Annotated in this window: 24 protein-coding genes and 1 riboswitch; of the genes, 15 read left to right on the top strand and 9 right to left on the bottom strand. The window is 68.4% G+C overall.

Features of this window, described 5'->3' with window-relative positions; genetic code table 11:
• Nucleotides 1-109 precede the first annotated feature (109 nt).
• From AB4Y91_RS06655 to AB4Y91_RS06615, 9 genes are all read left to right on the top strand, one after another.
• The gene (locus AB4Y91_RS06655) at nt 110-1,384 is read left to right on the top strand and encodes an alkaline phosphatase family protein (protein ID WP_441417666.1); all 1,275 of its coding nucleotides are present in this window, start codon (nt 110-112) and stop codon (nt 1,382-1,384) included.
• Complete coding sequence (locus tag AB4Y91_RS06650; RefSeq protein ID WP_441417665.1) at nt 1,381-2,577, top strand: alkaline phosphatase family protein; 1,197 nt, start codon at nt 1,381-1,383, stop codon at nt 2,575-2,577. Before AB4Y91_RS06655 ends, AB4Y91_RS06650 begins: the two co-directional genes overlap by 4 nt.
• A 98-nt stretch (nt 2,578-2,675) precedes the next feature.
• Nucleotides 2,676-3,437 (top strand): phosphatase PAP2 family protein, encoded by a 762-nt coding sequence (locus AB4Y91_RS06645; RefSeq protein ID WP_441417664.1) that lies wholly within the window; start codon nt 2,676-2,678, stop codon nt 3,435-3,437.
• A 4-nt stretch (nt 3,438-3,441) separates the two neighbouring features.
• Nucleotides 3,442-4,206: a DedA family protein gene (locus tag AB4Y91_RS06640; protein ID WP_441417663.1), complete on the top strand. Its 765-nt coding sequence runs from the start codon at nt 3,442-3,444 to the stop codon at nt 4,204-4,206.
• 5 nt (nt 4,207-4,211) lie between these two features.
• Nucleotides 4,212-4,886: a response regulator transcription factor gene (locus tag AB4Y91_RS06635; protein ID WP_441417662.1), complete on the top strand. Its 675-nt coding sequence runs from the start codon at nt 4,212-4,214 to the stop codon at nt 4,884-4,886.
• 7 nt (nt 4,887-4,893) lie between these two features.
• Nucleotides 4,894-5,889, top strand: a complete 996-nt coding sequence (locus AB4Y91_RS06630) for a sensor histidine kinase (protein ID WP_441417661.1) — start codon at nt 4,894-4,896, stop codon at nt 5,887-5,889.
• Nucleotides 5,890-6,083: 194 nt separating this feature from the next.
• A complete protein-coding gene (locus AB4Y91_RS06625; RefSeq protein ID WP_441417660.1) occupies nt 6,084-7,232 on the top strand; it encodes a cation:proton antiporter in 1,149 nt (382 codons plus the stop codon).
• A 314-nt stretch (nt 7,233-7,546) separates the two neighbouring features.
• On the top strand, nt 7,547-8,389 hold the full coding sequence (locus AB4Y91_RS06620) for an esterase/lipase family protein (protein ID WP_441417874.1): 843 nt from the start codon (nt 7,547-7,549) through the stop codon (nt 8,387-8,389).
• A gap of 108 nt (nt 8,390-8,497) precedes the next feature.
• Nucleotides 8,498-10,168, top strand: coding sequence for a SulP family inorganic anion transporter (locus tag AB4Y91_RS06615; RefSeq protein WP_441417659.1), 1,671 nt, complete (start codon nt 8,498-8,500; stop codon nt 10,166-10,168).
• Nucleotides 10,169-10,189: 21 nt separating this feature from the next.
• On the opposite strand, the gene AB4Y91_RS06610 is transcribed toward AB4Y91_RS06615, so the two are convergent.
• The 3 genes from AB4Y91_RS06610 to AB4Y91_RS06600 all read right to left on the bottom strand — a co-directional run bounded on the left by AB4Y91_RS06610 (nt 10,190) and on the right by AB4Y91_RS06600 (nt 12,813).
• Nucleotides 10,190-10,402, bottom strand: coding sequence for a YegP family protein (locus AB4Y91_RS06610; RefSeq protein ID WP_441417658.1), 213 nt, complete (start codon nt 10,400-10,402; stop codon nt 10,190-10,192).
• A 123-nt stretch (nt 10,403-10,525) separates the two neighbouring features.
• Nucleotides 10,526-12,256: a DUF5671 domain-containing protein gene (locus tag AB4Y91_RS06605; protein ID WP_441417657.1), complete on the bottom strand. Its 1,731-nt coding sequence runs from the start codon at nt 12,254-12,256 to the stop codon at nt 10,526-10,528.
• The gene (locus AB4Y91_RS06600; protein ID WP_441417656.1) at nt 12,253-12,813 is read right to left on the bottom strand and encodes a hypothetical protein; all 561 of its coding nucleotides are present in this window, start codon (nt 12,811-12,813) and stop codon (nt 12,253-12,255) included. The genes AB4Y91_RS06605 and AB4Y91_RS06600 overlap by 4 nt, the downstream gene beginning before the upstream one ends.
• 103 nt (nt 12,814-12,916) lie before the next feature.
• Here AB4Y91_RS06600 and AB4Y91_RS06595 point away from each other — a divergent pair, with 103 nt between their 5' ends.
• The gene (locus AB4Y91_RS06595; RefSeq protein ID WP_441417655.1) at nt 12,917-14,392 is read left to right on the top strand and encodes a DUF5129 domain-containing protein; all 1,476 of its coding nucleotides are present in this window, start codon (nt 12,917-12,919) and stop codon (nt 14,390-14,392) included.
• A gap of 85 nt (nt 14,393-14,477) precedes the next feature.
• Nucleotides 14,478-14,855 carry a cupin domain-containing protein gene (locus AB4Y91_RS06590; protein WP_441417654.1) on the top strand — a complete coding sequence of 126 codons (378 nt, stop codon included), beginning with the start codon at nt 14,478-14,480 and terminating at the stop codon, nt 14,853-14,855.
• Between the two features lie 34 nt (nt 14,856-14,889).
• Here AB4Y91_RS06590 and AB4Y91_RS06585 read toward each other — a convergent pair whose 3' ends face one another.
• Entirely contained in the window at nt 14,890-16,083 is a 1,194-nt protein-coding gene (locus AB4Y91_RS06585) for a type II toxin-antitoxin system HipA family toxin (protein WP_441417653.1), read from the bottom strand.
• Nucleotides 16,083-16,280 carry a helix-turn-helix transcriptional regulator gene (locus tag AB4Y91_RS06580; protein WP_349627135.1) on the bottom strand — a complete coding sequence of 66 codons (198 nt, stop codon included), beginning with the start codon at nt 16,278-16,280 and terminating at the stop codon, nt 16,083-16,085. The genes AB4Y91_RS06585 and AB4Y91_RS06580 overlap by 1 nt, the downstream gene beginning before the upstream one ends.
• Before the next feature lie 258 nt (nt 16,281-16,538).
• Between AB4Y91_RS06580 and AB4Y91_RS06575 the strand changes: the two genes are divergently transcribed.
• Nucleotides 16,539-17,096 (top strand): dihydrofolate reductase family protein, encoded by a 558-nt coding sequence (locus AB4Y91_RS06575; RefSeq protein ID WP_441417652.1) that lies wholly within the window; start codon nt 16,539-16,541, stop codon nt 17,094-17,096.
• A gap of 95 nt (nt 17,097-17,191) precedes the next feature.
• Here AB4Y91_RS06575 and AB4Y91_RS06570 read toward each other — a convergent pair whose 3' ends face one another.
• Nucleotides 17,192-17,953, bottom strand: a complete 762-nt coding sequence (locus AB4Y91_RS06570) for a hypothetical protein (protein WP_441417651.1) — start codon at nt 17,951-17,953, stop codon at nt 17,192-17,194.
• A gap of 4 nt (nt 17,954-17,957) precedes the next feature.
• A riboswitch (cyclic di-AMP (ydaO/yuaA leader) is annotated at nt 17,958-18,123 on the bottom strand.
• A gap of 201 nt (nt 18,124-18,324) precedes the next feature.
• Here AB4Y91_RS06570 and AB4Y91_RS06565 point away from each other — a divergent pair.
• Nucleotides 18,325-18,579 (top strand): hypothetical protein, encoded by a 255-nt coding sequence (locus AB4Y91_RS06565; protein WP_441417650.1) that lies wholly within the window; start codon nt 18,325-18,327, stop codon nt 18,577-18,579.
• A gap of 2 nt (nt 18,580-18,581) precedes the next feature.
• Here AB4Y91_RS06565 and AB4Y91_RS06560 read toward each other — a convergent pair whose 3' ends face one another.
• Both AB4Y91_RS06560 and AB4Y91_RS06555 read right to left on the bottom strand, forming a co-directional pair.
• The gene (locus tag AB4Y91_RS06560; protein ID WP_441417649.1) at nt 18,582-19,193 is read right to left on the bottom strand and encodes a DNA alkylation repair protein; all 612 of its coding nucleotides are present in this window, start codon (nt 19,191-19,193) and stop codon (nt 18,582-18,584) included.
• Between the two features lie 116 nt (nt 19,194-19,309).
• Nucleotides 19,310-22,609 (bottom strand): Ig-like domain-containing protein, encoded by a 3,300-nt coding sequence (locus AB4Y91_RS06555; protein WP_441417648.1) that lies wholly within the window; start codon nt 22,607-22,609, stop codon nt 19,310-19,312.
• Nucleotides 22,610-23,265: 656 nt separating this feature from the next.
• On the opposite strand from AB4Y91_RS06555, the gene AB4Y91_RS06550 reads away from it, so the two are divergent.
• Together AB4Y91_RS06550 and AB4Y91_RS06545 are read left to right on the top strand one after the other, a co-directional pair.
• Complete coding sequence (locus AB4Y91_RS06550) at nt 23,266-24,522, top strand: hypothetical protein (protein WP_441417647.1); 1,257 nt, start codon at nt 23,266-23,268, stop codon at nt 24,520-24,522.
• Nucleotides 24,523-24,656: 134 nt separating this feature from the next.
• Nucleotides 24,657-26,081 carry an MBL fold metallo-hydrolase gene (locus AB4Y91_RS06545; RefSeq protein WP_441417646.1) on the top strand — a complete coding sequence of 475 codons (1,425 nt, stop codon included), beginning with the start codon at nt 24,657-24,659 and terminating at the stop codon, nt 26,079-26,081.
• Between the two features lie 130 nt (nt 26,082-26,211).
• On the opposite strand, the gene AB4Y91_RS06540 is transcribed toward AB4Y91_RS06545, so the two are convergent.
• The gene (locus tag AB4Y91_RS06540; RefSeq protein ID WP_441417645.1) at nt 26,212-26,619 is read right to left on the bottom strand and encodes a DUF7793 family protein; all 408 of its coding nucleotides are present in this window, start codon (nt 26,617-26,619) and stop codon (nt 26,212-26,214) included.
• Nucleotides 26,620-26,715: the final 96 nt, after the last annotated feature.

Here is a 26,715-nt window from a genome sequence, read left to right as displayed (position 1 = left end):
CTGCCCGGATTTCCGCGGCGGTACCGGACCGCCAACACACGGTGAACAGTTCGTGAACCAGCCCCGAAACGGGCCGGGGCCGTAACCTTTCCGTGATCTACTTCTGGGCGTGAACTTAACACGACGTAACTTCATGACCGCCGCCGGCACGGCCCTGGCCGCCAGCACCGCCACGGCCCTGGCCACCGGCAACGCTTCCCGGGCCGCAGCCGCGGCGACGCTGCCTGCACCCGGTGCCTCCGGCATCGACCACATCATCGTGGTGATGATGGAGAACCGCTCCTTCGACCACTTCCTCGGCTGGATGCCGGGGGCCGACGGGAAACAGTCCGGGCTGAGCTTCACCGACCGCTACGGCATCCCGCACTCCACCCACCACCTGACAGACTTCCAGGGCTGCGGCCACCCGGACCCTGACCACTCCTACGAGGGCGGCCGGATCCAGTTCAACAACGGGAAGAACAACGGCTGGCTCCAGGCCGGGGAGAACGACGAGTTCGCCGTCGGATACTACGACGCCGCCGACCTGGACTTCTGGCGGCAGGCCGGCCCCGACTGGACGGTCTGCGACCAGTACTTCGCCGCGACCATGGCAGAGACCTACCCCAACCGGTTCTACCAGCACGCCGCAGCCACCGACCGGGTCCATAACTCCACGGTCACCAGCACCCTGCCGACCATCTGGGACCGGCTCGCCGCCGCAGGCGTATCCGGCAAGTACTACTACGGCGACATCCCCTTCACCGCGCTCTGGGGGGCCAAATACCAGGGCATCTCGCACCATTACTCCGAGTTCCTTACGGACTGCTCCGCCGGGACCCTGCCCGCGGTGTCCTTCGTGGACCCGCGGTTCACCGACGAGGGCTCCGGCACCTCGGGCGATGACCACCCGCACGCGGACATCCGCTCCGGCGAAACGTTCCTGGCCGAGGTTTACAACGCGGTCACCTCCGGTCCCGGCTGGGCCAACACCCTGCTGGTGGTCAACTACGACGAATGGGGCGGCTTCTACGACCACGTCGCACCGACGACGGCCCCGGACACCAGTGCCGCCACGGCCCTGCGCGGCTTCCGGGTCCCCTCCCTGGTGGTCTCTCCCCGCGCACGACGCCGCTACGTCGCCCACGACGTCTACGACCACACCTCGGTCCTCAAGGCCATCGAATGGCGCTGGAACCTCCCGCCACTGACGCCGCGGGACAGGGCCGCCCGCAACATCGCCGAAGTCCTGGACTTCGCCACACCGGCAAACCTGGCCGCGCCCAAATACCTTGTCCCGCCCTTCGTAGCCGGACCGGCCTGCACCCCCGTCGGCCCGCCGCCGGCCGAGGAATGGTCCGGACTGAAAGAGAAAGCACTCGCCGACGGATGGAAGCTCCCGTGAACCCCACCACCCCTACCGCATCCGCACCGACCTCCGCACCCCGGCCGCGTAGCCGCCGCACGCTCAAGCGCTTCGCCGCCGCCGCGCTGCTCGTACTGGCCGCCGCGGCGCTCAGCTACGGCCCCCAGGCCGGCACGGCGGCCACGCCGGCCAACGCTGCCCCGGCCGGCACCACCGCCGGCCAGGGCTACCTGCCCGGGGCCCAGCACGTCTTCGTCATCAACCTTGAAAACAAGGGCTATGACAAGACCTGGGGCCCGGCGTCGGCAGCACCGTATCTCTCCCAGACGCTGCGCAGCCAGGGAGTCCTGCTGAACCAGTACTTCGGAACCGCGCACAACTCGCAGCCCAACTACGTGGCGCAGATTTCGGGGCAGGGACCGAACCCCCAGATGCAAGCCGACTGCCAGAGCTACACCCCCTTTGCCGGCAGCGGAACGGCCAGCCCGGGCCAGGCCGTCGGGGACGGCTGCGTCTTCCCGGCCAGCGTCCCCACCGTCGCCGGCCAGCTGACGGCCGCCGGGAAGACCTGGAAGGGGTACATGGAGGACATGGGCACCCCGTGCCGGCACCCGGCGCTCGGCGCCGTCGATGACACCCAGAAAGCCAAGGTCGGCGACCAGTACGCGGCGCGCCACAACCCGTTCGTATACTTCGCCGGGATCACCGGCTCGCCCGACTGCGCCAAGAACGACGTCGACCTGGCCGCCCTGAAGACGGACCTCGCCTCCGCCGCCACCACCCCGAACCTGTCCATGATCACTCCCAACCTCTGCCACGACGGACACGATTCCCCGTGCGTGGACGGGCAGCCGGGCGGCCTCGCCAGCGCCGACGAGTGGCTCAAGCAATGGGTTCCGGCCATCACCTCCTCCCCCGCGTTCAAGCAGGACGGGGTCCTGGTCATCACCTTCGACGAGTCCGACGGGCCGCAGAGCGACGCCAGCGCCTGCTGCGGCGAAGGCCCCGGGCCGAATGCGCCGCTGCCGGGCATCACCGGCATGGGCGGAGGCCGGGTCGGTGCCCTGGTCCTCTCGCCGTTCACCAAGGGCGGCACCTGGTCCACCACGCCGTACAACCACTACAGCCTGCTCGCCAGCATCGAAGACACCTTCGGGCTGCCCTACCTGGGCTACGCCGGGACACCGGGCCTGAACCGCTTCGGCCTGGACGTCTACAACGCCGGGTCCTAGGACACCCGCGGCCAGTTCTTAAGCGTTTCTTAAGAGCCCCGCGGAAGAGTTGATCAGGACGCGTGACCGCGCGCCGCCGACTCGAGCCGAAGGATTCCATGACTGGGCCCGCCACTGACGACCGCACTGCACCGTCCCGCCTGCCCGACAATCGGGCCGCTGCCGGACCAGGTTTTTGGACCCTCCCCCAGGCCAGGCACTGGCTGGTGGTGGGCGCGCTGCTGTGCGCGGCCGTCATCGCGCTGGGCCTGGCGGTGCAGCTGGTGCCCGGCGACACCTCCGCCGAGCTGGGCGTGGACCAGGGTCTCAGCCGGCACCACGGCGCGGCGCTGACCGCCGTCGCGATGGGCATCAACGTGTTGTTCGGTCCGCTGGTAGGGCTCATGCTGGTCGGCGTCGTCTCCGTTTACCTCTGGCTGGTCCGCCGTGACCTGGTCAAGGCCGTGGCCTTTGGCTTGGTCGCCTGCTCCGGCTGGGTGGCCAGCGAAGCCTTCAAGCTCCTCATCGCCCGGCAACGGCCGGATCCGAAGCTGCTCTTCGACCCGCTGGCGCCGGAGACGGGCTCCAACAGCTTCCCCTCGGGCCACGTCTCCTTCGCCGTCGCGCTCGCCTTCGCCCTGTATTTCCTGGCCCGCGGAACCCGCTGGTCCAAGGCCGCCGCCGTCGCGGGTGCGGCCATGGCGCTGGTCGTGGCCTGGTCGAGGCTCTATGTCGGCGTCCACTACCCCACCGACGTCGCGGCCAGCTTCCTGGCCGCGAGTGCCGCGGTGGTCCTGCTCACCGGACTGTGGAACCGGTTCGCGCCCCGGATCGTGGAGCGCCTGCCGGCCGCCCCATTCCTCCCTTCACACCGACCCTAAGGACGTGACCGTGCACAGCATCCTGTCTTCGGGACTGGCCCCTGCCCTGGCCGCCGCGGCCGGAACCCCCTCCCTGCTGGACCCGGCCAGCCTGCTCGCGGGGCTCGGACCGGCCGCGCTGGGCGTCATTGCCGCCATGGTGTTCGTTGAGTCCGGGGTCCTGTTCCCGTTCCTGCCCGGCGATTCCCTGCTCTTCACGGCGGGGCTGCTGCATCAGCAGCTGCACCTGACGTTGCCGGCGCTGATCGGCGTCGTGACCGGGGCCGCCATCGCCGGTGACCAGGTTGGCTACATGCTGGGACGCAGCTTTGGCCGGAGATGGTTCAAGGATGACGCCAGGGTGCTGAAGACGGCCCACCTGACCACCACGGAGGACTTCTTCCGCCGCCACGGGGGCGCCGCCGTCGTGCTTGCCCGCTTCGTGCCGATGGTCAGGACCTTCGCGCCGCTCACCGCAGGCATCGGCCGCTATGGGTACAAGTCCTTCACCCTCTGGAACATCGTCGGAGCCCTCGCGTGGGCCACGTCCGTGACTTTGCTGGGCACCTGGCTGGGACACTACGAGATCATCGCCAAGAACATCGACGTCATCGCCGTTGTCATGGTCCTCGTCTCGGTGGTGCCCTGGGTGATCCAGTTCCTCAGGCGCCGGCGGAGCAACCGCCGCGCCGCTGCTGCGGCCGCTCCGGACGAAGCAGCCGGTGTAGACGGAACTGGACACGACACGGCCGGGGGCGTGCTGGCCGGGAAGACCGCCACGGAAGAATAGGCTCCATGACCACCGCTGACCGGCCGTCCCTGCTGCTCGTCGAGGATGACCCCGCCCTGGGCCCGATGATCGCCGAGCTGCTGGAACCGGACTACCGGGTCCGGCTGGTCGCCAACGGCCAGGACGGCCTGCATCTGGGGCTGACGGAGCCCTGGGACGTCATGGTCATCGACCGGGGACTGCCCGTGATGGACGGGATCAGCGTGATCGCTGCCTTGCGGTCCAAGGGCATAGCCGCACCGATCCTGATTCTGACGGCGCTGGGCGACCCGGACGAAAAGGTCCGGGGGCTCGACGCCGGCGCCAACGATTACGTCACCAAGCCGTTCGACGCCGGCGAACTGGCGGCACGGCTGCGCGCGCTGACGCGCACCTTCGCCCGGCCCGCCGGCCCGGTGAGCATCGGCGACTGGGAACTCGATCCGGCGTCGCGCTCGGTCCGCTCTGTGTACGGAGGCCAGGTGTCCCTCACCGCGAAGGAGGCCGAGGTGCTCGGGGCACTCGCAGCCGAGCCCGGCAGGGTCTTCACCCGTGACGAACTGCTCGCAGGCTTCTTCCACGCCACCGACCAGCCCGGCGTGATCGACACCTACGTCCACCACCTGCGCCGGAAGATCGCCAAGACCGTCATCCGCACCGTCCACGGCGTCGGCTACCAGATCGGCGACGCCAATGACTAGGAAGCCAATGACCAAGGAAACCGTGCCGGGGGGAACGCCGGACCAGTCCACCCTTCGCAGTGCCTCGCTCAAGGTGGCGGTGCGGATCAGCGCCGCCTGCGCGGTGATGGTGGTCTGCCTCCTCGCCGTCGCCGCCGTATATCTCATGAACAAACTGGCCCATCCGGAGTTGCCGCCCGCCGCGGCTGCCGGGACTTACGCCTACCTGGATTCCAGGGACCTGCTGGAGGCGATGATCATCGCCGGGGTGGCCGGAATCGCACTCGCCGGCCTCGTGGGCTGGCTCAGTGCCCGCAGCGCCATCCGCCCGCTGGGCGAGGCGCTGGCCCTGCAGCGCCGCTTCGTCCAGGACGCCAGCCACGAACTGCGCACGCCGCTGGCCATCCTGGACACTAGGATCCAGCTCGCGCAGCGCGATGCCGCGCCGGACTCCCAGCCGGGCCGGAACCTGGCCCGGATCCGCGAGGACGCGGCCACGCTGACCGGAATCGTCAACGAACTGCTGCTGGCCGCTACGGCCGCGGCACCCGATCCCGGCGCGGAGCCCGTCGAACTGGCCGACGTCGCCGCTTCAGTCGCTGAGAGCCTCCAGCAACTGGCGTCGGCGAACGGGGTGCGCCTGGACTTCGCCGCTCTCGGCCGGCCACAGGCCAGGATTGAGCAGAACGCCCTGCGACGCGCGGTGCTGGCGCTCGCGGACAACGCCCTCGCCCACACGCCGCCCGGCGGGCGCATCACCATTTCAACGGGTGCGGAGCAGGACCGGGCCGTCATTACCGTCGCAGACACGGGGACCGGGATCAGCGGCGTCGAGCAGGACCGGATCTTCGAGCGCTTCGTCAGGACCCCCAACGCCGACGGTGCCCGAAGCCAGCGCAGCTTCGGTATCGGTTTGTCCCTGGTCCGTGAGATTGCCATGGCCGCCGGCGGCACGGTTGAGGTGGCCCGCACCGGGGCCGAAGGAACCGTCATGAAGATCGTCCTTCCCGCCGCCGGGCGCTGACGCCGGGGCGCGGGCGTCTCATTCGGGGGCGCCGGACCCCCGACGGACTAGTCTCATTCCATGGTGAAACACCCCAGAATGAGGGCCGCGGCGGCTTCCGTCATCTGGCTGCCTGAACCGGCGGCACAGGCGCCCGCCGCACAGGTGCCGGGGGCGCTTGCGCCGTCAGCGCCGCCCGCCGGGTTGCGTCCACGGTGACGTTCCTGTCCCTGGCGCTGATCGCCGTCGTCGCCCTCGCCGGGCCCGTGCTCGCACTGCCGGTCCGCTGGCGCCTGCCGGTGGTCCTGGGCGAGCTGCTGGCCGGCGTCGTGATCGGCCGGACGGGGCTCTCGCTGGTCGATCCGGGTGATCCCACCTTCAGTCTGCTGGCAAACATCGGCTTTGCGCTGATGATGTTCGTGGCCGGAACGCATGTGCCCGTCAGGGACCCACAGATCCGCTCCGCCTTGGGAAAGGGATCGGGCAGGGCCGCGGTGGCTGCCGGCGCGGCCGTGGTCATCGGAACCGGCATGGGCCTGGCCTTCGGTACCGGCCATGCTCCGCTCTATGTGGTGCTCCTGGCGTCATCGTCAGCCGCACTGGTCCTCCCGATCGTCGACTCCCTGCGCCTGGGCGGACCGAAGGTGGTGGCAATGACGGCCCAGGTTGCGATTGCCGACATCGCCTGCATCGTCGCGCTGCCACTGGCCGTGGATCCGCCGAACGCCGGCCGCGCCGCGCTGGGGGCGCTCGCGGTGGGGGTCGCGGCCATGGCGCTCTTCTTCGCGTTGCGCGCCCTGGAGCGGAGCGGCACCCGGCAGCGCATGCACCGGCTCTCCGAGGAGCGCAAATTTGCCCTGGAGCTGCGAATCCAGCTGACCCTGCTTTTCGCGCTGGCCGGAGTGGCCAACTTCGGCCACGTCTCCGTGATGCTGGCAGGCTTCTCGTTCGGTCTGGTGGTGGCCGCCGTCGGCGAACCGAGGCGCCTGGCCCGCCAGCTTTTCGCCGTCAGCGACGGATTTCTCGGCCCGATCTTCTTTGTCTGGCTGGGCGCGTCCCTGAATCTGCGCGATCTCGGCGGCCACCCGGACATGGTCGTCCTGGGACTCTCCCTCGGGATCGGGACTGTGCTGCTCCATGCCGGCCTGAGAGCGGTCGGACTTCCCCTTCCGCTGGGCGTTCTATCGGCGGCCCAGCTGGGGGTGCCGGTGGCAGCTGCCAGCATCGGCACGCAGCTGAACGTGCTGCTGCCCGGCGAGGACGCCGCCCTGCTCCTCGGTGCCTTGGTGACCATAGCCGCCAGCAGCCTGGCCGGATCGCAGGCGGCCAAGACCTTCGCCCAACCTTTGAAAGCCGGAGACTGAAGCCGGAGACGGCAAGAGCAGTAGCAGCCAGCGGCACTGGGCCAAGGCCGGAGAGGCGCATATGTGCAGCCGCGCTGTCCTGTTACCGGGAAGTAGCCTCATGCGGCGAGAAACCCCTGCACAAACGTGCAGAAAAGTCCGCACGTCGGGAAAAGCTATCTAGCGTGAAGGGGTGGACGTGAGCCGGATCACAAGGGGGGCGGTCCCTAACTCACCTCCATCTACACAGACCCCTCAGTGCCGAGGGGCCCAATCGAAGAGGTACTTCCGTGTCCCAGCCCAGCACATCTGCCCGAACCAAGCGCGCCAAGGCCATGTCCGCCGCGGTGGGTGCAATCGCCCTCCTCTGCGGATCCCTGGCGGCTGCACCCGCGGCTAACGCCGACACCGTCGACGTCTCCCCTCCCGGTGCAAACGACTGGTCGTGCAAGCCCACGACGGCGCATCCCTACCCGGTGATTCTGGTACCCGGCACCTTCGAAAGCATGGCAAAGAACTGGGCGACCATGGCGCCGGCCCTCAAGAGTGAGGGCTACTGCGTCTACGCGCTCAACTACGGTTCGACCAACGGCATCGACGCCACCGGCCCGATCGCCGACTCCGCGGCGCAGCTTGCCCCGTTTGTCGACGCCGTACTGGCCTCGACCGGGGCGAAGAAGGCCGACCTGGTGGGACACAGCCAGGGCGGCATGATGCCTCGTTACTACATGGGATTCCTGGACGGCGCGGAAAAGGTCAACCATCTGGTCGGCATCGCCCCGTCCAACCACGGCACCCAGGGGCTGATAGCTCCGGCACCGGACTCCGTGCCGCCCGCTACCTCCCTGGGCGGCTCCAACTGCCAGGCCTGCGCTGACCAGCAGGCGGGCTCGCCGTTCCTGGCCAAGCTGAACTCGATCGGGGATACCGTGGCGGGGCCGGCATACACGGTCATCTCAACGACGCACGATGAGGTGGTGACGCCGTATCAGAGCCAGTTCCTGGCCGGGTCAGCGCAGCAGGTCACCAACATCACCATCCAGGACAAGTGCCCGGCGGATGTGATTGAGCACGACCAGACGCCCAACGATCCGGTCGTTCAGCGGCTCGTCTCCAACGCGCTCGGGCGCCCGGCCGGTCAGCCGGCCGACCCCGCCTACCAGCCAAGCTGCGTTTAGGTGGGGGTCCGGCCGGCCGGCCGGCCGACGTAGAATCGAGCATGAAGCGCGCCCGCTCGTCACCGGCCTGGAACTGAGCCGGCCGCCGTGCGCCGCTGGATCGGAAGTGTGCCGCCCGGCCTCAAGATTGTCCTCGGCTACCGGCGCTCCTGGCTGAAGTCCGACCTGGCTTCGGGCGCGGCCCTGAGCGCGGCATTGATCCCGGCCGGCATGGCCTACGCCGAGGCCTCCGGCCTGCCCGCCGTCACCGGTCTCTACGCCTCGGTGGTTCCCCTGCTCGCGTACGCCGTGTTCGGCCCCTCGCGGGTGTTGATCGTCGGGCCGGACTCCTCCCTCGCACCGATGATCGCCGCGGCGATCCTCCCACTGGCGGGCGGGGCGTCCGGCCACGCCGTGGCCCTGGCCGGGGTGCTTTCGCTGCTGATAGGGGCGATGCTGATCGTTGGCCGGTTCCTCAAACTCGGTTTTGTCACCGGCCTGCTGTCCAAGCCCATCCGCGTGGGCTACCTGAACGGCATAGCGCTCGTCGTAATCGCCAGCCAGCTGCCCAAGCTGTTCGGCATCCCGGCCGACGCCGGTTCACTCGCCGGCAGCCTTGGCGGTACGGGGCGGGCACTGCTCCAGGGCGCCGCTAATCCGCTGGCACTGTTGTTCGGCGCCGGCACCATCGCGGTCATCCTCGGCTGCCGGGGGCTACCGTGGAAAGTCCCCGGTGTGCTGCTGGCGGTGCTGGCTTCCATGGCTGTCACCGCCGCGGCCGGGCTGGGCGGGGCCGTTCCGGTGGTTGGCGCCCTCCCGGCAGAGCCTTCGGTGCCCGCGCTTGGCAGCGTCCGGCCGGAGGAAGTCCTTGCCCTGCTGGGGCCCGCGGCCGGCATCGCACTGATCGCCTTCGCGGACACCTCAGTGCTCTCGACGAGCCTCGCGCGCCGGCGCGGCACCCGCGTGAATGGGAACCAGGAAATGGGCGCACTCGGCTTCGCCAATGCGGCCTGCGGACTGTTCGGCGGTTTTCCGGTTTCCGGCAGCGCGTCCCGCACCCCGATCGCGCTTGAGGCCGGGGCGCGCAGTCCGCTCAGCGGCGTCATCGCGGCAGCCCTTGTGGTGCTGTTCATGATCTCCGCGCCCGGGATCACGGCGTTCCTGCCCTCCAGCACCCTGGCCGCCGTCGTGATCCTTGCGGCGGCCTCGATCGTTGACGTCAAGACCCTCGTGCGGCTGATCAGGATGAGCCGGACCGAAACGGCGCTGCTCGTCACGACGTTCCTCGGCGTCGCCTTCGTGGGTGTCCTCGAGGGCATCCTGGTCGCAATCGGCCTGTCCCTGATCGCTTTCGTCCTGCGCGCCTGGGACCCTTACCGCACGGAGCTGGCCAGTGTTGAGGACCTGCCCGGCTACCACGACCTCAGCCGGCACCCGGAAGGCCACCGGGTGCCGGGGCTGGTGATTGCCCGCTTCGACGCCCCGCTGTTTTTCGCCAACGGCGCGGTGTTCGCCGAGCACATCCGCACGCTCGTGGCGCAGGCCCCCGGACCCGTACGGTGGGTGGTGGTGGCGTCGGAGGCCATCACGGACCTCGACACGACTGCCCTGGATGACCTCGTGGAACTCGACGACGAACTCGCCCGGAAAGGCATCAGCCTGGTGTTCGCCGAGATGAAGGGGCCGATCAAGGACCGGCTCATCCGCTTCGGCGTCAGCAGCCGGTTCGGCCCGGACCACTTTTTTCCCACGGTGCACAACGCCGTCCGTTCCTACCGCAGGGAATTCGGACTTCCGTGATCCGGGCCGGCGGGTCCTGGCCTAGCCGGCTACCCCGGTGATGCTGCCTGCGGGCTCTTCGGTGAGGTCAACGACGTCGGCCCCGGCGTTCTTCTTGACGGATTCGACTCCGCCCATGGCGCTGGCCTTGGACTTGTAGCTCTGCGAAGACGCCACTACCTCGCCGTTGGCAGCCTTGAGCCGGAACCGGAACCCACCGGACTTGTCCTTGTACACTTCGAATTTTCCAGCCATGTCGCACCCCGACTTCTTCGTCGATAACCACGGCCGGGCGGCCGCTAATCGACAGGCTACTGCTAACCCTGGAGGACCGGCCAGAGACCCGCCGGGCGGTGTCGCAGGCTGCCCGCAACCGGCTCAGCCGCGCAGCGGTATGACGTCCACGCTGCCGCCGGGACCCGTGATCACGAGCACGCGCTTGGCGCTTACCCCGGCGAGGGCCTCGGCCAGCCGGCCGCCGGGATCCCCCGCGGACACGCCGGCCTCGGACAGGCCGACGCCGGGCGCGCCGGCGTCAGGCACGCCGGCGGCAGGCACGGCGGCCGCCGGTACGGGCACGGCGATGTCGTCCCGGATCCAGACAGTAACCGCGGCCCCCGTGAGCTCCTCGAGGGCGCGGCGCAGCGGCTCCGGGTCGGGGCCGGCCACAAGGATCACGTGCCCAATCGTCCGTTTCCGGCCGAGCCCCGCGGCTGCCGGCCGGGACCTGTCCTGCCGCCAGACGGCAAAGTGGTAGCCGGCGGCCAGGCCCGTGGCCACCAGCAGGCCCAGCGGTGCGCGGATCCGGTCCACCAGGCTGCCGCCGGTTACGTCGCCCAGAAAATATTCGAAGACGCGGTAACCGACCACCAGGAGGGCAATCAGGGCCACCACGGCGCTGAGGCCAAACACCGCGATGAGATAGACGCGCCGCCCGAGCGGGACAGCGCCTTCAAGCCGGTGCTGCCTCGCCGGCCGCCACGCAAGCCACCAGACGCAGCCGCCCACGGCGAGGGAACTGATGCCGCCGAGCAGCAGGGTGCGGGCGTTGCCTCCGGCCAACGGCGACACCGCGATGGAGAGGGCCGCGTTCACGATCACGCCGACGCCGGTGGCGGCAGCCGCCAGGGCCACACCCGAGGTCACCAGCGCCCCTGCCTGACGGGTCCGTTCGGCGCGGCTGACCGCAATGGTCCGGTAATAGCGCCAGACCAGCGAGCCGACGGCGGCCGACGCGATCGCGACGCCGAGGGGCGCAAGCAATTCCATCAGGGCGTCCTGCCGGTCAAACGCCAGTCGCAGCAGGACAAAAAGGACGGTCCCGGCCCCGCCCAGGGCGAGAAGGCCCGCCGCCAGCACACCGACGACGACAAGCCCCACATCGGCGAACCCGCCCCGGAGCCGGCGCGCACCACCCCGGACCCAGTGCCACCACCAAACCAGGCCCCCGCCGGCCGCCCAGACCAGATCCTGCAGGGTGGATTGCCACCACGGGTCAACGGTCGACGTGAGCTCCATCGATCCGCGGATGGCGACGTCCAGCAGGCCGCCAAAGGCCGTCACCGCGGCGCCCACTCCGACGCCCAGCCCGAAATACGTGCCGATGACGGCCGGCACGTTCGCAAGCTCGAGCGGGCTCCGCGCCCGATGCCGCCACATCCAGCGGTGCCACACCCACACTAAGGCCCAGACCAGGCCGACGGAGAGCGGCGACCGCCACTCCGGATTCGCGTCGGCGATGAACGAGGCCGCCATCGCCAGCAGGGACGTCACAAAGAGGATCAGCGAAATCGTGTAAACCGCGGCGACGTAAAGACCCCACGACGTGGCCGCCCGCTCCGCTTCCTCGTCCAGCCGCCGCCAGACGAACCACCAGAGCAGCGCGGCGAGCGGGCCGCCGATCAGCGTGAACGCCAGCGACAACGCCAGCCCCGCGACCCCTTCTCCGGCCAGCACCTGGCCGGAGCGCAGCAGCCGTTCCAGCAGGCCGCTGAGCCCGTTGGCGGCGATCACCACGAGGGCAAAGAGCAACACGAAGACCACCAGGCGGCGGACCTTCGCCTGCGCCGACCCCGCCGCTGGGCCGGTGGGCACCCTGGTGGCGCTCACTTTTTCAACACCCCGCCGGCGCAGGTCTGGAGGCTGTATGGCAGATCGTTGATCATCCACTTGCCGGCATCCTTCACCAGGCCGATGACGGCTTCCTCGGCGTATTCGGAGGGGCCGAACGGCCCCTCCGACGCCGAGTGCACCACCGAGACCTTCACCGTGGCGGTGTCCCCCCGCTCCGAGGTGGAGATCAGGACCACCCGGCTGGCCTGGGCACTGCCGTAGAAGTTGGCGCAGCGGGACCGGGCGGCGTCGGTGAGGTAGGCGTCCGCGGCGGCGGTGTCCGCGTCGATGACGGCCCTGCTGTAGCGCTGCACCACTCCGGCCGGGGACGACTCATCCAGCGGCTGCGGCTCCCCGCGAAGAAAGACCACGGCCAGCGCGACCACCACCAGCACGGCGATCGCAGCAACGATGCCCTGCAGCACCCGGTCGGGCCGGTGCCGCTCCGGGACCGGTGCCTCGGCTGCGGCGGGTCCCGGAACCGGATCCTTGCCGCGCGGGCCGTCGCTGCGTGCTGTGGCCGGTCGTTCGGGGCCGTTCGGCGGTTGGCTCATGCCGTCAGTATGGAGGGGCCGCGATGGCCCGTCATGGTGTCTTTAGGCCCTTTCAGCGCCTCCGCGGCTCGACGACGCTGGCAGCAGACACTACTCTCAGGCGATGGGGATCATGCGGAAAATCATTGGCCCGAAACTGGCGGGCGCCCTGCTGCTGCTCATCGCCCCGTTGGCCATCCTGCTGGGCGCCGCGCCGGCGGCGCTCGCCGTCCCGCCGGCCGACGTCGTCGTGGAGGACCGGGCGGGGGTCCTGGACCGCAACACGCTGATCCCTGCGGTGCAGAAGATCGAGTTCTACGAGCCCACCAAGGTCGCCGTCTACACGTACAAGGGCAGCGCGGCGGACAACCTCAACGAGGAGGTGCTGCGCTTCGCCCGCGCCGAGCACCCGGACTGGATCAGCAAGGACGGGCAGAAATGGGCGGACGGCCTCTTCATCTTTGCGCTGGATCCGGTGGGCCGGCACGTCGGAACGTACATGGGCGAGGACCGGAAGGTATCCCTCGAGCAGCGCGCTGACATCCAGGACGCCGCCAAGGAACTGCTGCGCGACGCCCAGTGGACGGAAGGGACCATTGCGGGCATTCGGCGCGGCGCGGAGCTGATCAACCAGCCGTGGTATCGCTCCACCGCCTTCCTGGTCACGGCCTGGGGCGCTGTGGGGGCCGCGGTGGCCGGTGCGGGCACCTGGTTGCTGGTCCGCTGGCGGACCCGAGTGGGCAGCCGCAAAGAGATCGCCCGCGGCGACGCGAACTATGCCAACGTGAGCATGGATCTGCAGGTGACCGAACTCAATGCCAGCACCATCCCCGAGTCGTCGCGGTACGGCAGCACCGTGCTGGAGAAGCACCGCACCTTCCTGAGCCGCTACAACACGGCCACCGGGCTCTCGAACCAGGTGCATGCCCTGACGCCGCGGCAGCTGGGGCGCCGTTCCAGCCTGTCGCTGGCCCGGCAGTACGCCGATGCAGCCGCCGAACTCGATGCCCTGGATGACGTCATCGCCGACACGAACGCACTGCTGAACCGCGGGTCCATCTGGGCGACGGCGTGGGACCGGCAGCTCGCCCCCTTCCGCAGCGACCTGGCGGGGATCGAGGGCATGCTCGCCAAGAGCCACGGTGAGGGCGATTCCGCCACTGCCGCCGCACTCCGTTCCTTCCGCGACCGCAGCCAGCGGGACATAGAACGCTGGACCGCGGAACTTTCCGACGGCAGCATCACCCCAGAAACCGCGCTGGACCGGCTGCGCGACGCCAGGACCGAGCTCTCAGAGCTGCTCAAGAGCCACGCGGACACGGTGATCGCCGGCTTCGCCCGGAACGAGCGCGAGGCCAAGCTCATGCGCAAGGAAATGGAGGAGGCCCAGGCGGGGACCGGCAAGAAGCAACGGCGCAGCTATGAGCCCAGCATCCTGGGCACGGTGTATCCCTCTTATTACTTCTTCTCGGTCCCCACTTTCAACAGTGGTTTCAGCACCGGCGTCAGCAGCGTCAGCTCCGCCAGGGGCGGTTCCACCACAGGATACGGCGGCAGCGGCGGCAGCTTTTCCGGCTCCGGGAGCTCGTCCAGCTTCTAAGAAATGTGTATCGACAACGGGCGGCCAAGCGAGGACGCTTGGCTCCGTAAGCAGTTAAATTCCCTGATAGGGAAGAGGGAGTGCCATGACCACAAATGTTGTTACCCAGCTGCAGGTGAAGTCCCACAACTCGCCCGATGAGAAGCGCCGTCCGGACAAGACCGAGGTCGACATCGTGTCCGTCGGCGACTACACGATCGGCCGATTCAGCTTTGAGCCGGGATGGCGCTGGTCCGAATGCATCAAACCCGTGGTGCACACTGATACGTGCGAGAACAGCCACGTGGGGTTCTGCGTGTCCGGCAAGCTGACCGTCGAGACCACCGACGGCGGCCGCATCGACATCGCCGCGGGAGATTCCTACACCATTCCCCCGGGCCACGACGCCTGGGTTGAAGGCGGAGACCCGTTTGTCGGGGTCGAGTTCCTGAGCGCGGCCACCTTCGCCAAGGGCACGGAATAGGGCGCGGCCGGGCCTAGACCTTCCATGTCCTGGTTCAGGCGTTGATCTCCTGGCGCCTGAACCGCAATTCCCGCTGCGCTCCGCGCAGCGGGGAACCCGAGAACGGCAAGTCTTCGAGGCGGATGGCGTCCGCCGCCGCAAGCGCAGTGCGGTTGGCGCTCTCCGCGGCCCGGCGCGGCAACCCGAGTGTGACCGCGAATTCGGCCCAGTGCCTGGCCTTGAGGTTCCGGGTCTTGCCGGCGACGGGGAGGGCCAGCGTCTCGTCCCCGTACAGCAGGGTGCAGGGAACGTCGTAGACGGGGGCCATCGCGAAACCGGCGGGACCGCCCAGGATGGCCAGGTTCTTGGCGTGAAGGTCGCCGTTTCCGGTCAGCCACGCGAAGAGGAACTGGAGGTACAGGTTGCGGCTGGCAACCACCGGCGCCTTGCACATCCGAGCCAGCGCGGCCGCAACATCCTCCGACGCCACGCCGTACTTGGACGCCGGCGGGAGGCCCAGCACCTGGGTGCCGTCTTCGAGCGGCAGCCGGTGCCATGCGCCGTCGGCCGTCTTGACCCGGTCGAACCTTTCGACGAGGAGTCCGGGCAGGCCGTTCCGGTCGGCAATGACGGAGCTTTTTGCGACGGCGATCTTCAGCGCCTTCGCACCTTTCAGGTGGGCGGCCTCGTTTTCCACCAGGTGCGGGTGTTCCGGCGGATCGAGTTTAAGCAGGTAGCGGTGTCCCCGCAGGGCCAGCGGAGTGGTCAGCATGGAGGCGCTGGTCTTGCGCTGTACCCCCGGGATGCCGTGCAGGTCCACGGTGTTGGCGAGGAAGGAGAAATCCAGTTCCTCGGGCCGTGAGGTATCGGCCAAGGCCGCCGGTTCCGCCGGGGGCTCTCCGGCCGGAACCACCTGCACGTCGCCGGGAACGTCCGCCCCGACGGCGAGCAGCAGGGTCAACTCGTCGTCGAAACTCGTTTTGGTGGCGTTCTTCAGCACGGTGAGCCGGTGGCCCTCGGGGAGGAGTCCGGCAAAGAAGGCGGGCAGCGCCCCGGCGGGGGCTTCCACTGCCACCTCGGACGGGGGCAGGGAGATGGCCACGGCGGGGTGGCCGCCTGCGAGGTAGTCGGGCCGGTAGGAGAACCGCACTCCCCCGGCGCCGGTCCGTGCGAGGTGGCCGGCCAGGCGGCCGTTCTTGTAGACGTCGGCCGCCCTGACGAACCTCAGGTCCTGGAGTTCGGCCGGCATCAGCCCACCGCGAGTTTCAGGCCGAGCACGTTCGCCACCGCCACCACAGCCTGCAGCGACGGGTTGCCGCTCCCGGTCTCGATGGCGCGGACGGTACGCTCCGAGGTGCCGGCCAGGTGCGCCAGGTCCTCCTGGGTCAGCCCGGCCTCCTTGCGGGTCCGGCGGATCCCCTCGGCAATCGCCGCCACGTCGCTCACCGGCACTCCCCTTCGCTGCGCGCACACCATGCCGCGGTCTGATGTCCCGGCTTCGCCATATCGGCATCATTTTGCCGATCCCCCAGCAGGGCTCTCCTAATAGTGCCCGAATATTGTCCATTCGGCAACATACTGCCGAAATTGGTTTGTCGCGAGCCTACGGCACGAGCTTGGAGTCCAAAACGGCAGGATGTTGCCGTTCACCGGGGACGAGCGCCGCCTTCCCGCATCGTTTCGTCCGGGCGTAGGCTCTGGCCCATGCGAAAGATCATTCTGGCCCTCCAGGTCTCCCTCGACGGTTTTTTCGAGGGGCCGAACGGAGAGATTGACTGGCACATGGTGGACGAGGAGCTCCACAGCCACTTCAACGAGCAACTGGCCTCTATGGGCGCCTTCCTGGACGGCCGCGTGACCTACGAACTGATGGCCGACTTCTGGCCGACGGCGGACCAGGATCCGTCCAGTACACCGGCTATGGTCGAGTTCGCCAAAATTTGGCGGGACATGCCGAAGATTGTCTACTCCAGGACGCTGGAACGGGCCGACTGGAACACCACGGTGGTGCGCGACGTCGTCGCCGATGACGTGCTGGAACTGAAGGCGCAGCCCGGCGGCGACTTGGCACTGGGCGGGGCTGACCTCGCCGATACCTTCCGCCGGCTCGGGCTCATTGACGGGTACTGGATTTATGTCCACCCGGTGCTGATCGGGCGGGGGAATCCCTTGTTCAAGTCAGCAGACGACAGGACCGCGCTCACGCTCGCCGGCACCCGCGCGTTTGGCAACGGCGTCGTCCTGCTGCGGTACGCCGTCTGAGCTCACCGGCCGGCGTAAACGTGCGCAAAAGCCGGTGGCCAGCTGCCGTTTAGCAGCCGACCACCGGCCCTGGAAAGAGGTTCTTACGCTTTTTGCTATGCGCTGGCGCGGACGAAGGTCACGCCACCCGTGGCGGTCAGCCAGGACAGCGGGTGCTTGATCGTCTGGTTGCTGCCGTTCATGCCACCGCTGATGGCCATGCCGTCACCGGCGTAGATGGCGACGTGGCCGGACTGGACGATCATGTCGCCGGGCTGCGGGGCACCCACAACCTTGCCGTAGCCCATGAACTGCTGGGGACCGAGGTCGCCCACGTGGATACCGGCCGCACCGAGGGCCTTCTCAACCATGGCGGTGCAGTCCTGGGTGATGCCGATCTGGCTGTAGGCGGCCGAAAGCATCGCGGCGTTGGCTCCGCCGGCTGCCGAGGCAGGTGCCACGGCCGCCTTCGCCTGAACGCTGACCTGCGGCGCTGCCGGCGCGAGCACCGGAGCAGGGGCAGGCGCGACAGCCGGAGCGGCGGCAACCGCAGGGGCGGTGACGGGCTTAGGCTGCTCGATCACGGGCGCCGGCGTGGTAGCGACTGCCGGGCGGGCGAAGCTGATCTGAACTGCGGAATCAGCGGTAACCGGCGCGGAGACCTTGCTGCCGACGTCAACCGACGAAGCCGGGGCGGTTTTGTTTTCGGCCGGGGCAACGGCTGCATTGGCTGCCATTCCGCTCGTGAGGACGAGGCCGGAGGCTGCGAAGATTACTGCGGCCTGACGACCGATGGTGCCTGATTTGCCCGAGAATGCTGAGGCCCGTCCGGCGGATGCGTCGGAACGATGGCGCGCAGAAGTAATGCTTGAAGTCATGTTTGTAGCCTCTCCCAATGCCTGCGAGGTGAGCTGTCGGATTCGGATGGGAGGCACCCGGCCGCGGGCCCGTCAATGCGGGCGCTGTGCGGCTTCACCCCAAGACCTGCTAAAACTGCAGGTCAAAAGTGGTTTCCCCGTCTCTGCCAGAAAGGTTGCATTCGGATCCCAGGCCGCGGCAGAGTTAGGCAATCGGCTCGGGAGCGCCCGTATCGGAAACAAACAGGCACCCATCTACGGTAACGGGCCCGGGCGGGAATGTCACATTCAGATAACGGAGCCGTGTCCTGGCGCGGAAGAAAGCCTAGGACGCTGCTACCTGCCAGCCATAGGATGAGGGCACCCAGCATTCCCCGAGCGGAGGCCCCGTTATGAACAGCCACTGTGTCGCAATTTGCCAGCTCAGCGATCAGCCGCAGGAGGATTTCGACGTCAACACAGAGCTGCTGGTTCTCGAGGGAAAGGAAATCCACGTAGCCACGTGGGACGCGGAACCGCGCGACGGCGGCTTCGATATCCACGTCCTGAATGACCGTGTGGACGCGCTCGGTTTTATGGTGGTGACCGACTGGCAGTTCCTCGACGGAAAGGCGTATGCCGTCGTGGAGCGCCGGCCCGGCACGTAGCGCTACTTCGCCATCCCGGAGGTGACGGCAGCGATCGCCTCCCTCACCAGACCGGCGTCGTCCGGGGTGCCCGACTCCGCCAGCCCGGCCTGGCGCCGGTAACGGTCCCAATCCCCTCCACCGGCCCGTAGCTCGCGGAGCGGCGCCATCAGGGCCGCCCGCCGCAGCCAATCGTCCGGGTCCTGCAGCCAGCGGCCCAGCACGGTTTCCGCGCGGGAACGGTTTTGGCCGTCCAGTCCCGCAATCAGCGGCCCGACGACATCGGTCGCCAGCGGATCGGCCAGCTCGCGCAGGCGCGCAGTCCGCAGGAAACCCTCGATCCGGGTCAGGTCCGAATTGTCCAGCAGGGCCAGGCTGGACTGCAGCAGGACGACGGCGGCAAGGCGGCGTTCGAAGACGGGCACCTCCCACAACTCCGAGCTGAGGGCGGTGACATCGTCGCGGCCGAGTGACCGGTACCGGCGCAGCGCGTCGCGGACAGTGCCGCGGACGGCGCCAACCGAGGAGCCGTAGCTCCCCAGGCCCGGGCCGTATTGCGCCTGCGCTTCCTCGGCCCGCTGCCACGAGCTCTCACGCAGCAGCGCCGCGTCAATGAAGTCACCGGCCTCGCTCATGGATCCATTCTGTCGTGCGGGGGCCGGCTTGGCCTAAGCAGCTGCGTCCTCCCGCGGGAAACCGTCGGCGAGCGCAGTGTCCTACGCGGACCGCTGGGGCCCGGGACTCGCACGCGCTAGCCGGTCACCAGTCTGGTTGAGCTATTCCAGGTCAACCGCCCGTGCTGGAAGTCCGAAGCCCGGCCCACGGACACTGCGTACTCGTCCCGGGTCGGATATCCCAGACGTCCCCTTTCCCTGCCGAGGGCCGTCCACTTGGCACGGATCGCACCGAGGACGTAGTGCGACCCGGTCTTCGCCGACCAGTAGATCGATGCACCGCCCGAGCCTGTGAAGTGGCTGTAACGCCCCACGCCATCGGGGGTGCGCGTCTCGTCTGACGTCGGATAGCCCAGCAGCCCCCGTTCCCTGCCCAGGGCCGACCACTTGGCACGGACCGCGCCCGTGATGAAGTGCGCCCCGGTGCTTGGCGTCCAGTAGATCGATGAACCCCCCGAACCTGTGAAGTGGCTGTAACGTCCCACGCCATCAGGGGTGCGCGCCTCGTCCGACGTCGGATAGCCCAGCAGTCCCCGTTCCCTGCCCAGGGCCGACCACTTGGCACGGACCGCGCCCGTGATGAGGTGCGCCCCGGTGCTTGGCGTCCAGTAAATGGATGCCCCGCCGGAGCCGGCGAAGTGTTCATACCGCCCGATCGTGTCCGGGGTTGTCAGCTGGTCGGTGGTGGGGAACCCCAGGACGCCGGCAGCGCCGCCCGCGGCCTTGTAGCGGGCGTAGATCGCGCCTGCGACCCAATGGGCCCCGGTGGACGGGGACCAGCAGATCACACCCTTGGTGTAGTCCTGGCATTTCCCTGCCCCCACCGGGTACTCCAATGTCAGCGACCTGCCGAGGACAGACCGCGGGTCACCGGCATTGGTCTGGTACGCCTTCAGGCCAATGGGATCGTCGACGCCCATTCCGGTGAGCATAACTTTCTGTGCTCCTTGGCCGTCGTCCGCGGTCAGCAGGTAGTAGGTGTCGGCGGTTCCGGCCTGACCGACCACCGTCGGCTTGAACGTCACGCTCTGATGTGCGGACTCTCCAGGCGGGATCACCAGGCCTTCCGAGATTGGAACGGTGGTGGAGAATACACCCTCCGGCGCCTTGGCCTTGGTGATCGTCAGGGGGATGTTGCCAGTGTTAGTAATGGTGAAATCCCGGGTGGCCGCAGCGCCGGCAGGCACATCACCAAAGTCCAGGGATGCCGGCAACTGCAGATGCGCTACGCCCGACACGGCGGTCGCCGTCACCGGTACCGTGAGCGATCCTCGGTCGCTCGTGATGAGGAGCTGATCAGCCACCGGGGTTGCCGTCGTCGGACTGAAGGTGACGGACACCGGAACGGAAGTAAGGGGTTGAATCTTCTGTCCCACGGCCGGCAGCGTGGCCGGGTCGACCGCAAGCTGGGCGTTGCCCGGCAAGGTGACGCCGGTGATCGTGGCGACGCTCGTGCCGGTGTTGACCACGTTTACGGTCTGGCGACTGCTGGTCTGGGTCGGCACGTCGGTGAATACCAGGGTGGGCGGCGTTGCCCCCAGTCCGTCCTTGGTGCCGACGCCGTGAACCCCCAGAAGGTCCGTCTCGCCGTCGGAGGTTTTGACGGTCAACGTCCCGTCGACCTGTCCGGCTACGGTCGGCGAGAAGGTGACCGGGACCGTCATGGTTCCGCCTTTGGCAAGCGTCCGGGGCAGTGTGAGGGCCTCGATCCCGAACGGCGCAGGTGCTGCGACGGAACTGACCGTAACAGCCCTGCTGGCGGTGATGATCAGGTTCCCTTTCACGGTGGTGCCTACCGCGGCGGTTCCCAGGTCCGTGTTTGTCGCCCCAACCGCTGAGGTCGTCGGGGCACCGAAGCCGATCACGTGCCCGTCCCGGGTTCCCACGTAGACGCGCCCGTTGTCAGTGGCAACCGTGGAAAACTTGGCGGCGGTGCCCAGCGGGGCCGCGAAAACCTGCTGAAGCTTACCGGTGCTGTCCGGCATTGCGCGGTAGGCACGGAGTTCCGCGCCGGTACCGGTGGGTCCCGTTACGTACACGGCCCAGACCAGGGCGGTGGAGGCGTTTGTACCGTTGGAGGTCACCGTGGGCGCCCCGGAGGTGTACCCGAAGGTACCAATGGACGTACCGACGGAGGCCAGCTGGATGCCGCCGGTGCTGCTGGCCAACAGCTTGTGCGCACGCAGGTAGCCCTTGTTCTCCACGGTGTAGATGTACCCGCCGTTTGTGGTCCCGAGGAACGCGGGCCTGCCCCAGACGCCACTGTACGGCCCGGCGCCGTCGAGGACGGCGTCCGTTCCGCCGCTCCCCTGCCCCATACCGCCCAGGTTGTCCCGGTCCAGCAGGTAGACCCGGCCGTCCTTGCCGACCTGGACCATCAGGCGAGGGTGGGCCGTGGTGCCGTAGCCGGTGGGGATGGCGATCGGGGCACCGGAACCCAGGTCGGCATCGTTCTGATCCAACTTGGCGTTGTTGGCCGGGCTGAAGAAGTCCGTGGCCTTGAGGTTTCCGTCGGCTCCGACGCTGACCCGAACGACTGACTCTGCGAGGGTCGCCGGAGGGGTCTTGCCCGGTCCCGGCTTAGGGGAAATCCCGTTCCCGGTGGAAAACAGGATCTGGCCGGTGCCGTCGGAGACCAGGCCGCCGCCGGATTGCCAGATTCCGCCCTCCGCACTGCTGTTGCCGGACTCGGTGGCCCACATCGTGGTCTGCCGGCCTGCGGTGGACACCCCGACGACGTAGCCGACAAACGGTGCCCAGTCGCAGTGGCTGGCGAAACCGGCGTAGACCACGCCATCCAGCAGGAGAAGCCCGGGCCGCTGCATCGCAGTCATCGCGTTGAACGGCCGTGTCGGGTCGTTAGTGGGCGCGCCGTTGATGAGCACCGGGAACCCTGGCCTCTCGGCCCCCGTGACCCTGTCCAGCGAATGCATGTACCAGTGCGGGAGCTGCGGCGTCGCTCCGTCGTTCGTCTTCGCCATCAGGAAGACGCTGTTGGTCGCGGCGTCGAAGACCGGAGTGGACGTGACTCCGATGTTGGGGGTGAGGTCACCGCAGCTTACGGTCGCTGCCGGCCAGGCCGGACCGAGGTTGCGCTGCCACTTCACCGCTCCGGTGCCGCCGTCCAGGCCGTAGACGTTGTTGTTCTCCGTCGCGGCTATGACGGTGCCGCCCACCACGAGCGGCTGGGCGTACACCTGGCCGTCCACGGCGGTGGAAAAAAGCTTGCCGAAATTTGATGACGCGACCGACGTCGGCGAAAGCGCAGTCTCGTTGCTGTCCCACCCTGTCCGTAGCAAATCGTGCGCGATCGTGCCGACGTCGGCAGAGGCCGGACCGCTGACGGATAGCCCGGCCAGGGCGAGCGATGACGCCACGAAGATCGCCCACGCGCGTCGGGTCCGCGACCGTCGCCGGGAGGGAGCCTGGGACCATCCGGCAGCCCGCTTCCGCTTGAAATGGGATGCCCCGGCCGCGCCCCCACAGCGACCAGGAAAATGTCCGGACAAAGCACGAAGTGCCGCTTGTTCACGCATGGCTGAGACCCGTTTCTGAACATTCAATTGACTAACTCCACCCAGTACTCCGGAGCCTAGAAGCGCCGAAAGAGCAGCGCGCGAGTGGCGCCTACCCGTCTTCTGGAAGGGGCTTCTTGCTTTCCGGCCGGTCCTACTTGGTTGGTTGTTAGGGACACTTGGTCGCCTACTTGCTTCCGGTCATCCGCCGGACTTGGTCCCCGGCATTGAGTAACCTCCGGCGCGGCCCGGGGGCATAAATCCTCTGGTGCCCCCGGGCCCTGCGCCGGATCATGGGCTCAGCACATCTTTCGACGGCAGGGAGTCCAGTCGTGTGTCCAGGTGCTGCAACAACACGGAACACCAGCGGTCCCCGCTCGCGGACCCAGCGCTGGCTCCTGGCCTGCGCTGCCGCTGTTCTGGCGGTGACCGGCTGCACGCCGGGCTCACCCTCACCGCCCGCGGGCAGCGGATCGTCTCCCGCAACCGGGACCCTCCCGTCGGCGACGGCGGAGAAGGTGCTTTCCGATGAGGAACTCATGGTCCTCGTGGACAGGGCGATCAACAGCGGCCAGGAAGGCACCGGGCGGGTCTCCAGAAGCTCGGACCTGCGCACCCGCCTGCAGGGACGACCGGAGCCCGCCGATAAGCCGGCCGTCGAGCCCGGCGAGTGCAGCGTGTTCCGGCCGCACAGTTCGCCGACCAGCGGAGCGGACCTGGCAATGCACTTCGCCGCGGGCGTCCTGACGCTGACCGGCGTGTGGTCACGCGAGGCCCTGGCGTTTGTCTTTGCCCGAAGCGCACCGCGCAGCGACGTGCTCGCTGCGGATTTCGCCTACACCGACGACCTGGCCCAAAGGTGTTCAACGTTCCGGCAGACGGTGGGGAATGATCCAACGTCCACGGTCAGGCTGCTTAGGACGCCGGCCGTGGGCGAGAAGGCCTACGCCACGGTTTTGAGTACACCGGCAACCGCCGGCACTCCCCCGGGCGGCGCCACCGTTGCACTGCAGGTACTCAAGGGAACCCTGACGATCGGGCTGAGCCGGCAGGCACCCACCGCCAGGTCCGACGCGGAACTCAGGACCGCCCTCGAGCCGCTGGTCCGGCTGGCCCAAAAACTGGTCGGGCAGACCGACTCCGGCACGGCACCGTCAGCCGCACCGCCGTCTGGTCCGCCCGCTACCCCACAGCCCCCCGAACAACGGACGCCGCAGCAACTGGCCAGGCTGCTGCAGGGCGTTACCGGCCCCACTGGAAGGCCGGCCCAGGTGCTGGAGGGACGCTACACCCGGAGCGGCCCTGCCACGGCGCCGGCCGTTTCCGGATGCATTTACGACGACGCCGCCTATCTTGCCTCGTTCTCCGGGGCGGCCACCGTGGTGGCTGAGATCGCCGGTGGGCCGCAGGTGCTGGACCAGATCAGCCTGCGGCTCGTCAGCTTGCCGCCCCCGCCGGCCGGGCCGTCCCCTTTTGACAGCCGGGCAGCCGACCTCAGCCGCTGCAGTTCGATCCGGGAGCGCCTGCCGGGCGGCGGCTCGCGCACCTGGACCGCCATCAGACACCCGATCGTCAACACCGGCGGCGAAGCGGGCTACGCCGTGGTTTATGTGCTTCCCGACGGGACCGGAGTCCGGCACATCCAGGTGGGTGCCCGGAAGGGCAGGCTGTGCGTGGAAACGGAAACGAAAGCCCTGTCCGACGCCGGCGTCCTTCAGGCCGCGCGCGGGCTCGCGGCGACCATCAACAAGGTGCTGGCCAGGATCGGCAACTGAAGCCTCCGGGCGACGTCGGCGGCACCGCAGGACCGGTCCGGCGCCGCTTGCGCGATACCCCCGGGGGTATTACTGTTGAATGTAGAGGAGGAAGGAATCCCTTCCCCGTCCACCTCAAGAAGGAGTTCTCCCGAATGCTTATCGAGCGCATCTACGACGAAGACCTTGCCCAGGCGAGCTATTTCATCGGCTGCCAGGCCAAGGGCGAGGCCCTTGTGGTTGATCCCCGGCGTGATATCGCCGTGTACCGGGACCTCGCTGCCGCGAACGGCATGACGATCGTGGCCGTTACCGAGACGCACATCCACGCGGACTTCCTCTCCGGCACCCGGGAACTGGCCGCCGCGACCGGCGCCACCGCCTATGTCTCGGGCGAGGGCGGCGCGGACTGGCAGTACGGTTTTGAGGCCGAGCGGCTCAACGACAACGATGAGATCGTGCTGGGCAACATCACGGTCAAGGCCCTCCACACCCCCGGGCACACCCCGGAGCACCTGTCCTTTTTGATCACCGACGGCGCATTCGCAGACAAGCCGGGCTACCTGCTCTCGGGTGACTTCGTGTTCTCCGGCGACCTGGGCCGGCCGGACCTGCTGGATGAGGCCGCCGGCGGCGTCGACACCCGCTTCGCAGGCGCCAAGCAGCTGTTCGCCAGCCTGCGGGACAAGTTCCTGACCCTGCCGGACCACGTCCAGGTCCACCCGGGCCACGGCGCCGGCAGCGCCTGCGGCAAGGCCCTGGGCGCGATCCCGTCCTCGACCGTCGGCTACGAACGGCTCTACGCCTGGTGGGGCCCCTACCTGGCCGCAAACGACGAGCAGGGCTTCATTGATGAACTCCTCGACGGCCAGCCGGACGCGCACGCCTACTTCGCCCGGATGAAACGCGAAAACCGTGAAGGCCCCGCCGTCATGGGCGAACGCGCCCCGCTCCCCGAGCTGGGCACCGCCGATGTCGCCCGCGACCTCGCCGCGGACAAGGTCATTTTCGTTGACACCCGCCCGAACAACGAGGTCCACGAAGGCACCGTCACCGGCTCCGTCAACGTCCCGGCCGGTAAGTCCACCGCCAGCTTCGGCGCCTGGGTCGTAAACCCGGAAACCGACACCAACCCGCTGGTCCTCCTCGCTTCCAGCCAGGCGGACGCGCAGGAAATGTGGGACCACCTCGTCCGGGTCGGCATCGACAAAGTCGCCGGCTACGTCACCAGCCTCGAGGGCCTGCCGGTCAGCGTCCCGAAGCTGATCCAGCCCGAGGAACTCGACGGCTTTGACGCCGCCATGGTCCTGGACGTCCGCAACCGCACCGAACATGCAGCCGGCCACATCCCCGGCTCCTACCAGCTCAGCGGCGGCCGCGTGATGTGGCACCTGGATGAACTCCCCACCGAAGGCACCATCGTGTCCTACTGCCAGAGCGGCGTCCGGAACTCCGTCGCGGCCAGCGCGCTGCGCCGCGCCGGCTACGACGTCGTCGAACTCGACGGCAGCTACTCCGCGTGGAACGCAATGGAACAGGCCGCCCGCCGGCAGGCACCGGAAACCGTTCCGGCCAGCTAAGCGGGACAACCAGTAAGGCAACACAGTGACAGCGTGGCGGCGGCCCGGGTAACCCGGGTCGCCGCCACAGCTGTGTCCGCGACAAGTTCCAATCCCTGTCGTCAGGCGGCGACGGGAGCCGGCACCGGGGCTACGCCTTGTGCAGGCCCGTTCCCTCCCCCGCGGCGAGCTCCGGAAGCTGGAGGCCCTCCAGCCACTCCAGCGCCTCCGTGCGTGAGGTGAAATACGCGTGCGGGCAAAAGCTGTGGCGACCAAGTGCCGCCGCAACGACGGTGTCCACCACGCTGGAACCCAGCAGGGCCACCGCGGTCACTGCCTTGGCACGTTCGTAGGTATGTCTTGCCGTCGAGCGCATCGTTACACCGGATATTTCCACGAGTAAGGGCAACTCCCGGCCGCCGCCAAGGGCCCGCATCGCTTCAATCGAAGCGGCCGCGTCCCGGGCGTCGACAAGCGTCCCCGGCGCCCAAACCAGGTGAAAATGAGGCCCGCAGATTCCGAGCCGTCCTTTCCCGCCTGCGATCAAGATCTCTTCCATTCATCCCCCTAAGCACCAAAGGTACCCTCCACCAACCGACTTGAGCAGAACCCGGGCAACGAAAAAGCGCCGGAGGACATGTCCTCCGGCGCTTTA

Source organism: Arthrobacter sp. YAF16 (assembly GCF_052113385.1).
Taxonomy (GTDB): Bacteria; Actinomycetota; Actinomycetes; order Actinomycetales; family Micrococcaceae; genus Arthrobacter.
The sequence above is the reverse complement of the archived record's forward strand: the minus strand, read 5'-3'. Positions and strand labels throughout refer to the sequence as shown.